The sequence below is a fragment of the Bradyrhizobium sp. CFUWI genome (genome assembly GCF_056429085.1).
Genome location: NZ_JBWJZE010000008.1, coordinates 166,089 through 178,746, shown reverse-complemented (window position 1 = coordinate 178,746; position 12,658 = coordinate 166,089). Strand labels below are relative to the sequence as shown.

At 61.8% G+C, this 12,658-nt stretch carries 23 protein-coding genes and 1 tRNA gene; 8 read left to right on the top strand and 16 right to left on the bottom strand.

The features are described from left to right. Window positions 1-40 precede the first annotated feature (40 nt). The 5 genes from AC066S_RS19325 (at window position 41) to AC066S_RS19305 (ending at window position 2,945) form a co-directional block, all read left to right on the top strand. Complete coding sequence (locus AC066S_RS19325; RefSeq protein WP_135170708.1) at window positions 41-232, top strand: DUF3072 domain-containing protein; 192 nt, start codon at window positions 41-43, stop codon at window positions 230-232. 58 nt (window positions 233-290) lie between these two features. Next, window positions 291-443, top strand: coding sequence for a hypothetical protein (locus tag AC066S_RS19320; protein ID WP_164719060.1), 153 nt, complete (start codon window positions 291-293; stop codon window positions 441-443). Window positions 444-765: 322 nt separating this feature from the next. After that, window positions 766-1,425 carry an oxidoreductase gene (locus tag AC066S_RS19315; protein WP_478270357.1) on the top strand — a complete coding sequence of 220 codons (660 nt, stop codon included), beginning with the start codon at window positions 766-768 and terminating at the stop codon, window positions 1,423-1,425. A 138-nt stretch (window positions 1,426-1,563) separates the two neighbouring features. Further along, the gene (locus AC066S_RS19310) at window positions 1,564-2,016 is read left to right on the top strand and encodes a VOC family protein (protein WP_478270356.1); all 453 of its coding nucleotides are present in this window, start codon (window positions 1,564-1,566) and stop codon (window positions 2,014-2,016) included. 290 nt (window positions 2,017-2,306) lie between these two features. Further along, entirely contained in the window at window positions 2,307-2,945 is a 639-nt protein-coding gene (locus tag AC066S_RS19305; protein ID WP_478270355.1) for a glutathione S-transferase family protein, read from the top strand. Between the two features lie 140 nt (window positions 2,946-3,085). On the opposite strand, the gene AC066S_RS19300 is transcribed toward AC066S_RS19305, so the two are convergent. Genes AC066S_RS19300 through AC066S_RS19290 form a run of 3 tightly spaced genes read right to left on the bottom strand, consistent with a single transcriptional unit; the run spans window position 3,086 to window position 3,824 of the window. Further along, window positions 3,086-3,253: a hypothetical protein gene (locus AC066S_RS19300; RefSeq protein WP_478270354.1), complete on the bottom strand. Its 168-nt coding sequence runs from the start codon at window positions 3,251-3,253 to the stop codon at window positions 3,086-3,088. Between the two features lie 10 nt (window positions 3,254-3,263). Further along, the gene (locus AC066S_RS19295) at window positions 3,264-3,512 is read right to left on the bottom strand and encodes a hypothetical protein (RefSeq protein ID WP_126261462.1); all 249 of its coding nucleotides are present in this window, start codon (window positions 3,510-3,512) and stop codon (window positions 3,264-3,266) included. Between the two features lie 57 nt (window positions 3,513-3,569). Continuing rightward, window positions 3,570-3,824 carry a PilZ domain-containing protein gene (locus AC066S_RS19290; RefSeq protein ID WP_126261463.1) on the bottom strand — a complete coding sequence of 85 codons (255 nt, stop codon included), beginning with the start codon at window positions 3,822-3,824 and terminating at the stop codon, window positions 3,570-3,572. Window positions 3,825-4,049: 225 nt separating this feature from the next. Between AC066S_RS19290 and AC066S_RS19285 the strand changes: the two genes are divergently transcribed. After that, window positions 4,050-4,124, top strand: a tRNA-Glu gene (locus tag AC066S_RS19285). A 457-nt stretch (window positions 4,125-4,581) separates the two neighbouring features. On the opposite strand, the gene AC066S_RS19280 is transcribed toward AC066S_RS19285, so the two are convergent. Continuing rightward, window positions 4,582-4,854 (bottom strand): hypothetical protein, encoded by a 273-nt coding sequence (locus AC066S_RS19280; protein WP_478270353.1) that lies wholly within the window; start codon window positions 4,852-4,854, stop codon window positions 4,582-4,584. Between the two features lie 381 nt (window positions 4,855-5,235). Then, complete coding sequence (locus tag AC066S_RS19275; protein WP_478270352.1) at window positions 5,236-5,919, bottom strand: hypothetical protein; 684 nt, start codon at window positions 5,917-5,919, stop codon at window positions 5,236-5,238. 382 nt (window positions 5,920-6,301) lie between these two features. Here AC066S_RS19275 and AC066S_RS19270 point away from each other — a divergent pair, with 382 nt between their 5' ends. Both AC066S_RS19270 and AC066S_RS19265 read left to right on the top strand, forming a co-directional pair. After that, the gene (locus tag AC066S_RS19270) at window positions 6,302-7,141 is read left to right on the top strand and encodes a hypothetical protein (RefSeq protein WP_478270351.1); all 840 of its coding nucleotides are present in this window, start codon (window positions 6,302-6,304) and stop codon (window positions 7,139-7,141) included. A 33-nt stretch (window positions 7,142-7,174) separates the two neighbouring features. Further along, window positions 7,175-7,447, top strand: a complete 273-nt coding sequence (locus AC066S_RS19265) for a hypothetical protein (RefSeq protein WP_478270350.1) — start codon at window positions 7,175-7,177, stop codon at window positions 7,445-7,447. On the opposite strand, the gene AC066S_RS19260 is transcribed toward AC066S_RS19265, so the two are convergent. Genes AC066S_RS19260 through AC066S_RS19210 form a run of 11 tightly spaced genes read right to left on the bottom strand, consistent with a single transcriptional unit; the run spans window position 7,440 to window position 12,356 of the window. Continuing rightward, complete coding sequence (locus AC066S_RS19260) at window positions 7,440-7,919, bottom strand: DUF7694 domain-containing protein (protein WP_478270349.1); 480 nt, start codon at window positions 7,917-7,919, stop codon at window positions 7,440-7,442. The genes AC066S_RS19265 and AC066S_RS19260 overlap by 8 nt on opposite strands. Then, entirely contained in the window at window positions 7,919-8,110 is a 192-nt protein-coding gene (locus AC066S_RS19255; protein ID WP_478270348.1) for a hypothetical protein, read from the bottom strand. The genes AC066S_RS19260 and AC066S_RS19255 overlap by 1 nt, the downstream gene beginning before the upstream one ends. Continuing rightward, window positions 8,107-9,273, bottom strand: a complete 1,167-nt coding sequence (locus AC066S_RS19250) for a hypothetical protein (protein WP_478270347.1) — start codon at window positions 9,271-9,273, stop codon at window positions 8,107-8,109. Before AC066S_RS19250 ends, AC066S_RS19255 begins: the two co-directional genes overlap by 4 nt. Beyond that, window positions 9,273-9,446, bottom strand: a complete 174-nt coding sequence (locus AC066S_RS19245; RefSeq protein ID WP_478270346.1) for a hypothetical protein — start codon at window positions 9,444-9,446, stop codon at window positions 9,273-9,275. Before AC066S_RS19245 ends, AC066S_RS19250 begins: the two co-directional genes overlap by 1 nt. Then, on the bottom strand, window positions 9,446-9,931 hold the full coding sequence (locus tag AC066S_RS19240; protein WP_478270345.1) for a hypothetical protein: 486 nt from the start codon (window positions 9,929-9,931) through the stop codon (window positions 9,446-9,448). The genes AC066S_RS19245 and AC066S_RS19240 overlap by 1 nt, the downstream gene beginning before the upstream one ends. After that, window positions 9,928-10,536 (bottom strand): hypothetical protein, encoded by a 609-nt coding sequence (locus AC066S_RS19235; protein ID WP_478270344.1) that lies wholly within the window; start codon window positions 10,534-10,536, stop codon window positions 9,928-9,930. Before AC066S_RS19235 ends, AC066S_RS19240 begins: the two co-directional genes overlap by 4 nt. Continuing rightward, complete coding sequence (locus tag AC066S_RS19230) at window positions 10,536-10,718, bottom strand: hypothetical protein (RefSeq protein ID WP_478270343.1); 183 nt, start codon at window positions 10,716-10,718, stop codon at window positions 10,536-10,538. The genes AC066S_RS19235 and AC066S_RS19230 overlap by 1 nt, the downstream gene beginning before the upstream one ends. Beyond that, window positions 10,705-11,355 (bottom strand): hypothetical protein, encoded by a 651-nt coding sequence (locus tag AC066S_RS19225; RefSeq protein WP_478270342.1) that lies wholly within the window; start codon window positions 11,353-11,355, stop codon window positions 10,705-10,707. The genes AC066S_RS19230 and AC066S_RS19225 overlap by 14 nt, the downstream gene beginning before the upstream one ends. After that, a complete protein-coding gene (locus AC066S_RS19220) occupies window positions 11,352-11,636 on the bottom strand; it encodes a hypothetical protein (protein ID WP_478270341.1) in 285 nt (94 codons plus the stop codon). Before AC066S_RS19220 ends, AC066S_RS19225 begins: the two co-directional genes overlap by 4 nt. Continuing rightward, window positions 11,629-12,180 (bottom strand): terminase small subunit, encoded by a 552-nt coding sequence (locus AC066S_RS19215; protein ID WP_478270340.1) that lies wholly within the window; start codon window positions 12,178-12,180, stop codon window positions 11,629-11,631. The genes AC066S_RS19220 and AC066S_RS19215 overlap by 8 nt, the downstream gene beginning before the upstream one ends. After that, window positions 12,177-12,356 (bottom strand): hypothetical protein, encoded by a 180-nt coding sequence (locus AC066S_RS19210; protein WP_478270339.1) that lies wholly within the window; start codon window positions 12,354-12,356, stop codon window positions 12,177-12,179. The genes AC066S_RS19215 and AC066S_RS19210 overlap by 4 nt, the downstream gene beginning before the upstream one ends. Window positions 12,357-12,658 lie beyond the last annotated feature (302 nt).

The following is a 12,658-nucleotide window of genomic DNA, read 5'->3' as shown; positions in this document are numbered from 1 at the left end:
CGAGTCCGACGTTGTACGGAGACGGAAAGGGAGATGTGCGATGGCCGACAACACCCGGAAGGATCCGAAGGACTGGGTTTCCGGAGACGACCCGATGACCGGAGCCCAGGAATCCTACCTCAAGACCCTCGCCGAGCAGGCGCACGAAAGTCCGCCCGAGCCGGAGCTGACCAAGGCTGAAGCCTCGGAGCTGATCGACAAGATGCGGCAAAAGGCCGGGCTGGACGAATAGGCCCCGGAATTGCGGGAACGCCGTGCCGTGTGTATGCAAACGAAATTGGGAATCGAAAATGCCTTATTTCGTTTGCGCCCGCGACGGAGCGGGCCAGATCATCTTGAAGCGGGACACCAGGGAAGCGGCCGAGAAGAAGGCCGCCGAGCTCCGCGACCTGGGCTATTTCGAAGTCGAGATCATTGCGAAGGGTGTCGAGAAGGCGGCGTGAGGGGCGGACGCGCTAGCAGGTCATGATGACCAAGGAAGCCATCGGCCCTTTTCTTCGTGAACGCATGGATGACTGTTCCGCTTAGGCGGGTGACGGTTCACAGAGAGAAACTACGAGATCGCGTAATACGGTGACAGCTCGTAGGATGGGTAGAGCGAAGCGAAACCCATCGATGGCCTGGTTGCGTGACGAAACATGATGAGTCTCGCAAGTGCTCTACTCATCCTGCGAGCTCATGCACGTTCTTCGGCGGCGACCCTCGGGCCTCACTCCCCCGACTTTCAATAAGCGATCAGGCAATCAACGCACAACGGTGTCTTGAATGAAAACCGCACTTGTCTTCGGCGCAACCGGCTTCATTGGCTCGCATTTGCTGCGCGACCTGTTGGACAGTCCCGACTATTCGCGGGTTGTCGCGGTGGCGCGCAAGCCGCTGGCCGTGAGCCATCCGAAGCTCACGGTGCTGATCGGCGATCTCGCTTCCCTGCCCGCACTCAAGCCGCAATTGGTTGCGGACGAGATCTTCATCGCGCTGGGGACGACACGAAAGCACACGCCTGACGAGGCCGAGTACTACAAGATCGATCATGACTATCCGGTGTTGGCGGCCGAGATCGCCAGGGCGAACGGCGCGCGGTCAGTGTTTCTGGTCACGGCCGTTGGCGCCAACGCCGGCTCCAGCGTGTTCTATCTCAGGACCAAGGGCGAGGTGGAGCGGGACATTCTCTCGCTCGATTTCGAGTACACGCACATTTTCCGTCCGTCGATGATCCTCGGCGAGCGCGATGAGGACCGCCCGCGTGAACGCCTCATCATCGCGATATGGGGGGCGCTCAATCCGCTACTCGTTGGCCCGGCCGACCGCTATCGCGGGCTCGCCGGGAACGACATCGCGCACGCCATCGCCAAAGCCGCGCGGCATCAAACGGAGAAGGTGCGAATCTATCATTGGAAAGAGATGGCGGCACTGCTTCGAACGTGATGCAGTCCGAGCCGAACCGGCGCCCTTCACGCACATTTGCCGCGGTCCCCTGCCCCTCTTGCCCGTTTCCTGCTATTTCCTACTCTCGTCGTCCCGACCCAAGACAAAACCCTCCATCCGTTCCAGGGAGCAACAACCATGCGATACCTCCACACCATGCTGCGCGTGCGCAATCTCGATGCCGCGCTGAAGTTTTACCAGGATGCGCTGGGCTTGAAGGAGGTGCGGCGGATCGAGAACGACAAGGGGCGGTTCACGCTCGTCTTCCTGTGCTCGGCGGACGATCTCGAGGCGCTGAAGAAGCAGCCGCCGACGCGCGGCGCGCCGCTGGTCGAGCTCACCTACAATTGGGACGAGGAGACCTATGGCGAAGATCGCTTCTTCGGCCATCTCGCCTATGAGGTCGACGACATCTACGCAACCTGCGAGAAGCTGCAGAAGGCCGGGGTCACCATCAACCGGCCGCCGCGCGACGGCAACATGGCCTTCGTCCGCTCGCCGGACCTGCACTCGATCGAGCTGTTGCAGAAGGGCGACCCGAAGCCGCCGCAGGAGCCGTGGGCGTCGATGCCCAACACCGGCCACTGGTAGGCTCGCGGGACAGGAACAAGCGCTTAGCCCCGGCGTTCACCCTCCAGTGATGCGATTGGAGGAGGATGCGATGGCGAGAGGGCTGTTGCTGTGGATGATCGGCGTGCCGATCCCGGTGATCATTTTGTTGTGGCTGTTCTTCGGCCGCTGAGGGACAGGCTCAATTTTTGCAATGAAAGCTCCGCCGCGTGCGGAGCTTTTTGCATGAGAGGCGCGCCGCAATCGCATCGCGCGCTTTGGGAAATTCGGCTATCACCCGCAACAAGCAAGGATGCCGTGGGAGAGGCCTGATGCCTGACAGCAAGCTGACGATCTGGGGCCGCGCCAATTCGGTCAACGTGCAGAAGGTGCTGTGGTGTCTGACCGAGCTCGATCTGCCCTATGAGCGCATCGATGCCGGCATGAGTCACGGCAGGACGCGCGAGGCCGAATATCTGGCGATGAATCCCAATGCGCGGATCCCGACGCTGGTCGAGGGCGACTTCGTGTTGTGGGAATCCAATTCGATCATGCGCTATCTCTGCCTCGCGCATGCACGCGGCACTCCGATCTATCCGGAGGCGCCGAAGCAGCGCGCCTCGGTCGACCGCTGGCTGGACTGGACGCTGTCGACGGTGCAGCCGGTCGACCGCCCGGTGTTCTGGGGCATCGTGCGCACGGCGCCCGCCGAGCGCGACATGATCCAGGTGCAGCGCGATGCCGACGCCGCCGCCGAGGTCTGGGCGATCGCCGACCGCCTGCTCTCCTCGCGCCGGTTCATGGAGGGCGAAGCATTCACGCTCGCCGACATCGCGCTCGGTTGTTATGCGCGGCGCTGGCTCGGCGTCGAGGGCATCAGCCGGCCGGCGCAGCCGCACCTGACGCGCTGGCTCGCCGAGCTCGGCAAGCGGCCCGGATTTGCACAACATGTCGCACCGCCGATGTCGTGAGCCGCTGGCGCGCCTAAGTTGCGGTGAGAGCGAGATGAATCCGCGTTTCGGCGCAAACCTTCGCCGTCACCTCGGCGCTTGACGGCTACTGTGCATGGGGTTGTTTTCGCGTTTTTGTCTTGGGCCTGGTTTGTCTGGGCCTAGCGCCAGCCGCGCTCGACCAGCAACACGCAGACGATCAGCACCAGGGTCACCGCCGCGGTCGCCAGCCGCGCCGTCCAGCTCATGCCGCGGCCGACCCACCACAGCAGCGCGCAGTACATCACGACGGGAACGATGAGGTCGAGGCGCAGCAGATCCGGTGACATCGATCGGCCTTTAGCGCCTGACGGTGGTGTCGACGCTGATCGCGCCATCGATCTTCACGCAGGTTCCGGTGCCTTCGACCATGACGAAGTGCGGGCCATAGGAGGCGCAGGAGCTTCCTCGGGCCTTGCCGGCCGCGCCCTTCAGCGGCGCGGCGGTCGCGCCTGCCTGCGGCCGCTCGGCAGGCGGCAGACGCAGGGCCTCCGCCGCCGCGGCGGACGTGACGATCAACGAGATCAGAACGAGGAGCTTCGTGCGCATGGCGGCGTTCTAGCCCGGACCGGCGCAGCATGCCATCGGGGCGGCCATATTCTGCGATCAGATGAACTTGATGCCGGCCGATTTGCCGCGGCGCCAGACCACCTGGCAGCTCCGCCCGGTGCGCGAATCGCGTGCGAAGGCGAGCCGGATCACGCCCGGGAGCTGGCTCGTGTCCTCGTCCAGCGTGATCTTGGCACCGGAATCCGAGATGTCCTGGACCAGGCAATGCCGCGCGGCGAAGCCGCCGTCGAGCGTGATCCAGGCGTGCTTCGACAGCAGCTTGCGGGCTGCTCGCTTTTTCGGCGGTGGCATTGGCGAGAGATCTCCCTCCCCAGCGCTACTCAGGGACCCCTAACAAACCGTTGCAATCGCCTCCTGTTCGTCCCCGGATCGGCGCTGTCCACCGGGGCCAAAAGACCGGCCCGACCGGCTTGCCCGGAGGCGGAAAGGCCACTATACGTTCGCCCGCTGCAAGCCGCCGGGCCCTGTTCGGCCGGCCAGCGGCCGTGCCGGGAACAACGGCAGGGCCCTGCGTTTGCTCCCTTCGTCTATCGGTTAGGACGCCACCCTTTCACGGTGGAGAGAGCGGTTCGATTCCGCTAGGGAGCGCCAACAAAATCAATCACTTAGCTCGCTCGCCCCTGTCCGTGTCCAACGTATGGACAATACACACCAAGGCACAGGCGGGCGAACATGACAGCTGTCGAAGTTGTTGGTTGGGCATTGTTCTTGGTCGTCCTGGGCGTAACGCTCAGCTTCGGAAGAGCCCCTCCCAGATAGACGCTTCTCCTCAGCACCATAGGCAGTAGTTCGCGCTCGTTCCGCACCACCAGGAATCGACAATTTGACTCTCGCGAGCGGCGCGTTTCGATGGCGGTATGCCTCGCCCGAAACGCCACACCCCTACGCACGCAGACGGTCGACCGCTCAAGATCACCTTCGGCCAAATGCGGAGCATGGGCGTTAGCGGCGTGCTGGTTTACTGCCACTGCGGTCGTCACATTGCTCTCGACGCCGATCGCTGGCCGGATGAGGTGCGGCTGTCTGATATCGAGCCGCAGTTCGTCTGTCAGGGGTGCGGCAGCCGCGGCGCTGACGTGCGGCCCAACTTCGAACGCGGCAATCCACGGGTTGCGATCATAGGTGTGAAAGAGGTCGGCAACTGAACCTGTCTCAAGCCCGCGACGGCTATCACCTTGCGCCGCAACTTGACTGCAAGCGAGCGAAACTTGTCAGCAACTAGTCGGTTGCGCGCTCGCGTGCCTGGATCTGACGCGAGCAGCAGTTCTGCGTCATTGCCTTGCTGTTCCAGCAGTTCAATTTGCTCTTGAAGGTTGGTCATAAGACTTTCCCCTGTTGATGGGGGAATAGTGTTCCACGCCCTACCGTGACGTGCTGATCAATACAGACCACATCTCGGAGGAAACTAACGGGCACGAGAACCGACCCACCGCCAAACGCGCGTTCGGACGATGGGCCGTCCCGGGTGGATGTCGCAACACCTGGAGTGTCGCGCCACAGACCGAAATCTCAATTCTCTCGGCTGGAGAGTCGTTCCTATCGCCACCGAGGCGGCCTTAGCTCAGGTGTTCCGCTTATAAATACACACAGAAAGAACAAAGAGGGTGCGCTATTTCACACTATCTGTTCTGGGTCGGAGAACTACGGGCTTCCTCTTGTCCGACAAAAGGCCCGCCAGCGTGAACCGGCGGGCCCAGGGAAGTCAGTGCCGCGGATAGGTTGGATCGAGCAGCCTAGCGGTGTCCCAAGTTGCCGAGACGGAGATTACCTGGCAGCCCTCCATCGCACGACGCAAGTAGTCCTGCTTGCCGTCTTCGTAGATTGCCGCAACGGCGCACTTCAGGACGAGCTCGCGCTGATCTCTTGCTTCTATGTTAGCGACCGCAATCCTCGCCAAATTGAAGGCTTCGCGCGCCGCATCGTATTCGCGATAACGTTCGTCAATTCCCAGCCTTTCGCAGACACGCTCCTCCCAGCGCTCCCACTTTCGATAGGCCCGGCCGGCCGGCGCTGGATGCTTTTTCATCCATTCCTTTCGGCGCGCGGCAACTGCATCAAGGGCCTCACTGGCTCGCTTCATTTCATCATGAGTATCGTAGAGGCGCAGGACGGCGGCGCGCAATTCTGGGCTCGAGTCCTCGGGGCCGATCGGGGCGGCTTTTGCTTCCATGGGGATTGCGCTAGACCCCGCAAGCGCTGCACTTCCGACAATCATATTCATAACTGACCTCCTGCTGATCTGCGCCCCGCCCGAGGGAATCCCTCCGGCCGGCGTTGGTTCGCACTCGTTTTTGACTCCCTGATCCGCGCCTGCGGAATTTGTCAGAATCAATGGAGGTGACGAGAATTGACCGGCGCCTGTGGCGCGGATGCGTAGGTTGGTCATGCGTTGGCTTCCTTCGGCTTATCAAGGCCGTCGCCGGTGACAGACCGGCAGCCGGGAGTTGATAACCTGCGAAGCGACAGGCGGCGGCGCTTTTAAGGGTTTCCCCTCTGGACATGGCGCGGCCCTCCCGGCCATAATGGCCAGGTTGGGGCGCACGCCAATGCGCCACCTAATTCAAACCGCCGCCCGACGCTGCCAGGCGTCAGGGCAATTCCTGCCAGGGAATGCGGTCTATAGCTTCGTCCGGGTTATCAAGCCCACCGGACAGCCTGCACCCGATTTGGTTAAAAATCCACCCCTTTCGGGGGCGCTTCGGCGCGTCCACAGGTTGCCGCACGGCTCGCACTCGCGAATCTCAGCGATTTACTCGTAAGATCGTGCGATGGACGCGCACGTTTATTTTGGTTTTGGTCTATCGATCACATCGTTCTTCGGCCGGTATGCCATGCCCGAAATCCAACGACCTATTGCCTGGTCGGGCGTCGCGGCCGGCATTTTTCTGATGACCGTCCCGCTTTGGGGAGCTGAAATGAAACCACCCGCATCTTCGTTGCTCTTTGCGGTTCTCGGCTTTGTATGCTTCGGAATTGCTGCTCATTTGTTTCTGAACCGGGCCAACACATCAGCAGAAATAATTCAGACCGCCACAGCGGTTTCGGCCGCACCCTCGGTCCCAGCAGCAACCCCGCCTCAGCCAACCCGATTGCAGTCCACTGAGGTTCGGCAGCTCTTAGATGGATTGGCCGAATGCAAGAAATTGCTCGACGAGATAATCGCACCCACTTTCTCTAGACTAGAAACGGACATTGCCAATGGGCAAGGCATGATCCCGAACGTTGGAATTGACGGATACGCACGAAGGCTGACCGACTCTCGCGAATCTATTCAGTCCAAGGTCTGGCCAGGCATCGATCAAATCCTTGCTTCTCACTCGAGCTACAGGCGCGAATTGAGCTTCGCTCTTGCGCTGGAGGAAGAAGGCGCAAGAGGCGAGGTGGTACGCGCGCTCGATGTAGCCATAGAAGCCGTCAAGCGTCTCTCCGATCCCTCAAAATTGGAAACGAACAAGCTCATAGAGCCCCAGCTCAGAGACGTGCGAAAGCAAATTGATCCATCCGTCTATCGTTGGATAAACGCCGCACGTGCCAGGATCGATCAAATGATGTTCAATTTGCGAACCAGCAGCGTCACCGGCTTTGAGAACGAGATTCTGAGCCGATGAGCAATCACTGCTTAAACCAGGGAGCTTTCCAAAATGGACTTTCAAAAAGAAATCCATTCGCTTTCGGCAGAAACTTTAGCGCTTAATATCGTATTAGTTCACGTCCTGCGTGAATTAGCCAAAGACCCAGCAATCAAGAGTGCGATTGCGAAAGCTTTTCGCAATTCCTCTGATGTCGCCGAGCACACGGCAATCACCATGGGGAAGAGCGCTTCCGCCGATCATACGGTGAAGGCTCTCCGCATCATCGAGGAGATGAGAACAACGGTCATCGGCGACGAGCGGCCGAGCCCGGGGGTCATCTAGCAGACTTGGCATCGGTATACCTCGCCGGCTTCGACCGGCCGCGGGAAACGTCGATCGACCGCCTGCCGAGGTCCGGCGTCATGCCGAACCGAAAAGTGACCGCGGGATCTGCCACCCCGTACAGATGATACATGTTGGCCTCGTCGACCTTGCGCGACTCCGCCGGGTAGAGCTCAAGGGCTTCGCACTCAGGGCCGAGCAGCTGATTTTTGATGTTTTGAAAGAGCCGCCATTCCCGACTGATCGGCTGGGCATCATGCCGCTCAATGCGGAGCTTGAACCAGCCATCACCGAGCCGGTACTTCAAGACCAAGAAGGTCGAATTTTTCCAGTGCTCCGCCGCACTCTCCACTGAGAGCAAATCAAGCGCGCCTTCACGGGAGCAACCATGCGCCTGCATTAAAAGCGCAATGTCGGCCTCAGAAGGAGGCGGCGACTCGATGCGCTCCAACGGCTCCCAGGCTGCTGTCATTATGCGCCCCTCAACACCCGGCTCAACTCCCTGATCCTCTCCACCCGCTGCTCCCGGCTCAGCGCCGGGCAGCCGTCCGGATTCCACAGATGCTCGAGCTGAAGCCGCGCCATGTGGTCATCCACGATGGTCTGGCCGCCGAGCCGGTAGTAACCCACGCCGGCAGCCCTCAAGTCCGCCAGCTCGCTCATGCCAGCTTCACGCCCCAGAGATTGCCGTACGCTTGCATCGCAGAGCCTGTGTTGGTGACGAGCCCGACCACGTACAACGTCGTTGTCGAGCCCAGGTCGTAGTACCGCAATCCGGTCGGACGGACCGAGAATTGCCCCGTTGCCCACGTCAGATGGTCCGCGAAGGCAGAGCCGCCAGCAGGCGAGCCCTCCAGCGTGTTATCAGTCTGACTGATGCACTGATGCAGCTCAGTGTAAGCCGTCGATCCCTGAGCAGCCCAGACGATGTTTCCCTGTACCAGCCACTTGCCGGCCGTGAACGAGCCGCTAACGACCGTCTTTGCCGCACCGCTTGTGAACGTCACAGCCGAGCCGGCGCCAAGCTGATATTCAACGTAAGAGGGCGATGAGCCAGGAGGCGTCGCCCAAGTCCCATCACCGCGCCAGAAGGTCGAGGAGGAAGCACTGGTGCCGCTATTGAGGTGAGATACACCAAGATCGCCGCTGACTTCACTGGCGAGATCAACAGCCGTTCCGGCCGACCATGTATCGACGCCAGTCCGGCGCACGATCCCAGTGCCGCTCAAGCCCTCGACCGCGGCCAGATCATTCGCAAGGGCGAAGGTTGGATCGTCGGCAGTCCCGGCAGGGTTCGAAATCGTCAGGCCAGCAGCAGGCGCCGCCAGACTGCGCTTGGTGAATGCATCCGCCCCGGTCTGCACCACGAGACCGGCCGACGAGCTCAAAGCGGCGAGCGCGGTCAGCGTGGCATCAAGCGGCTGGTCGGAAATTAGCGAAAACGCGATCGAGGATGTTCCAAACACGATCGGATCGGAGGAGCTGACCTGGTATTCCTTGCCGGCGCTCGCCGAGCCCTCATTGACATAGACCACGCAGCCGCGGACCACATCGTTTGCGCCGTCAGAGTCGACTGCACGCGTCCAGTTGCCCGATGATGCGTTGTAGATGCCGTTCGTCGTCGCGTCGCCCTGGTCCTTCACCAGCACTCGATCGCCGGCCGCAAGGCTCACGCCGTCGATCGTTTGCAGCCCCGAGAGCGCGATATCGGCCGTCGTGGCAGCTCGACAGGGCGCCTTGATGGCGAGGCCGGCATGCGGCGTACTCGACGCTGCCGATGCCGGTCCTTCGCCCACCGTCAGCCCACGGCGGTCAATGATAGCCATCAGGAAGCCACCCGCTTCAGACCACGCAAGCGCTCTCGGTTCTCCTCCGGCGACAGCAGCTTCGCAGCCAGTTGGTCACGCTCAGCCTGCAAGCGGTACGCCTCAGCCCGCAAGCGGTCGCGTTCTGCCCTCAGGTGGTCCGCCGCAGCGGTCATTCGCTCGAGCTCAGTCATCAGGCACGCCTCGGATACAGCGCGGCCAGCTCGCGCTCCGCCAACTGAGCGTTCACGAGGGTAGAAGTCATGCGATGACCGTCACGCAGCCGCACGACGTGGTAGCCGGTGCCGTTCCATTCGACAGCGTAGTTGTCATCCCGGAAGAGCGGTTTTTCGCGTTGCGGTGTCTGGAAGATCCTCACGCCAGCCAGGACGATCGCCGCCTCCGTCGCCTGGGAGACCAGCGCGTCAGCCGCCCAGCTCTGATCCCATGCGACAAGGAACAGCGAGTCCCATTGCGTCAGCGCCTTGGTGCCGGATTTCTGGACCTTTCTCCACGGTGCGGTTTCCTTCAGGTCGTCGGCTTTGAAGTCCTTCGGCAAGCGCACCGTGACCGACTTGCGTGCGAAGCCCCTGTTGTCAATCGTAACGTTCGCGGGGTCGATCTCGGGACACAGGTGACGTGCCTGAGCGGGTTTTTCGGCAGCGGCTAATGCGTTCATGCAACTTCCTTTTGATCATCGAGTTTGTCGAGCAGCGTTGCAAGCATGCGCTCGCTCAGCCGCGTTTCCAGGTCATGGGGCGACTGCTTCGCAGTAACTGCGAATGCTATGTCACCGGGTTTGCCCCAGGAGATTTGTCCAAAACGAGATGTGTTATCGATCTGGGCGAGAGCGAAACCCAGCCAGCCGGACATGCGCCGGATCAATTCCGGAGCGACAAGAGGCGCTGGAAGATTGACGCCCAATTCGGCATAGAGAGAGCAAGTTTTCTTGCCGTGCTTCAGAACGTCCTTGATTGCAGCAACAAGCGCATCCTGCGCCTCTTGCGCCTTCTTGGTCGCGTCCAGCCTTGCGGCTTCGGAAGCCTTCAGCGCCTCAACGAGCTGTCGCGCCTCCGCTGTAGCAGCCTCATGGGCCATCTGCCGATCGCGTCGCGCTTGCTCACCAATCGCCTCGTCAAGAACGACGATATCGACCTCGGCTTGCCGGATATCGTCTTCAAGCTTCGCCGAGACCTTGCCCTGGTCGAGCATCGCTGCACCTCGCTGACGGCGCATGCCATCGAGCTGGCGCAGCTTCTGCGTCTTCTGATCTTCCAGATGCATCACTTGCCCCGGTCGATCGCTTCCAGACGCTGCTTCAGACTCTTCACGGCACGCAGTGCCGAGGCGATGCGTTCGTGGCCGGTCGCCGGGACCGCGGGGTTTCCGTAAAACGCCTTGGGATCGGCCGCAGCCTCTGCTTCCAGGCCGGCGACGTAGTCGTTGGCCGCACTAAACGCTTCCATTGGTTTCTCCTGTGTCGCCAGAGACCGCTGGCGCGGGTGGGATGGTGGTCTGTTCTGCCGGCCGGCTCGCGAGCTGCGCTTGGATCAACGCCATCTGCTCGCGCTCGAGAGCCGGGTTACGGGTGAGCGCATCCGGATCGTCGCGGACCATCTGCCGGATTTCCTTCAGCCGCAGGTCAGTGTTTTGCGTCGGCGAGGCCTGCACAGCCCCCGCTGGCTTGCCGCTCAGCTTGGCTTCGAGCAATGCGAGCTCGATGCGCTGCATTTCATGGTCTGCGGAGTAGTCGTCCGGCCACTGCCGGCGATAGTTGCGGATATCCTCCAGCAAACCATCGCGGGAGTCCAGCTGCTGAGGCTCAGGCTGCCACTTGCCGGAGTTGATCAACTCCCGCTCCTGCAGGCCCATATCCGCAGCGAGGCCAGCAACGTGGCTTTCCAGGCCCAGGCGCGAGGCTTGCTGCTGGAACGCACCCAGCAACTCGCTCTCGTCACCTGAGCCCTGGTAGGCCACACCCCATTGCACGAGCGCGTCTATCTTGTCCGCAGGCACGCCGGCACGGTCAAACACCTTGACGTAGTGCGCAGCCACCGAGTGCCATTCCTTCGGAACGGTCTTGAGGATCTGATGTAGGTTCATTTCTGCGGCTCCGGCTTGGGTTGGTGCAGTGGGCCGCCGGGCTGCTGCTTCAGCTTCTCGTGGTCGACGTTGGCTTGCTGCTGCGAGAGCGTGTAGGCGAGGCTGTAGGTTGCATCGTCGACGGCGGCGGGGTTCTCCATGGCGCCTTGCAGGATGGCCTCGAGCTGGCCGTGTAGCGGCAGCCGAGCAGTGTTCGGACCACCGATGCCCAACGCATGCTCCGCCTTGCCGATCATGAACGCCATCTTGCGTGCGATCTCGAAGTCGCTAAGCTCAGGCATCGGCTGCCTCCGGCTTCACTCCCGCGCGCCACAGCTTGTAGGCCTCAGGCGTCACGATAGGACGCTCAGCAAGCGCCCCGACGATCTGGGCGGGCGTTGCTGCCCGCGGGAGGCCAACGCTCTCAGCGGCGTCTCCCAGGAGGCTTGCAGCGGTCTTCAGCTCGGTCTTCTGGGCCTCTGCGATCAGCTTGTCGCGGGCTGCCAGGTCTTCGGTCTTGTCGACCCAAAGGCCAGCGAGCTTGGCTATCGCCGTCACTGCTGCGACCATGCCCGTTGCCGACTCCTTGCGGCGCGCTAGCTGGCACGCTTCGTTGAGCAGGCCGTACAGGCGATCGAGCGTGATGTTGCGAGCCTCGGCCGCCTCAGCCGAGAGGCGGGCAATTTCTTCCTTCACGCAAGGCATGGCGAGCAGCTGCGCTGCCTGTGACTTGGCCGAGCGCTCGCTGTAGCCCGCGCGGACGGCTGCCGCCGTGCCGTTCTGATCAAGGACGTACTCGCGGGCGAACGCCCGGCGCTTTGGGCTGAGGCCGATGCTGTCGCTCACTGGGCGGCCATCTCCGCTTGCACAGCGCGCCAGATGGCGCGCCGGCAGTAGGAGCTCGTGCTAAGCAGCTCTTTGCCAGCGCAGCGCTCGATGGCTTCCGCGAGGGCGGGAGGCGCCCGGAAGCTGATGGGCTTGCCGAGTTGGTCCGAGCGCTCGTTGTCGTCTTCAAATGTCATCGCATCGCACCAGTTGTATGCGTTATGGTTCGTTTGTTGGACATTGTAGACGGGACGACGCTCAATGCACTGTTTTTATTTGTCTTTCTACGTGTTTATCTGTTCACTTTCCACCTTGTGCGGGTGGATGACGAGGAAGAAGCGCCGACCGACCCAGGCTGCGCACCATGTCCATCGGACGATCGGTTGAGCCAGCAGGCGCTTCAGCTCGCGAGGCGCGGTCGGGCAGAAAATGCGGGTTCTCCCGGCCGTGGCGTTTGTGGACTTCTCAGGCGCTGTTTTCGGCACATCAGCGCTCGACG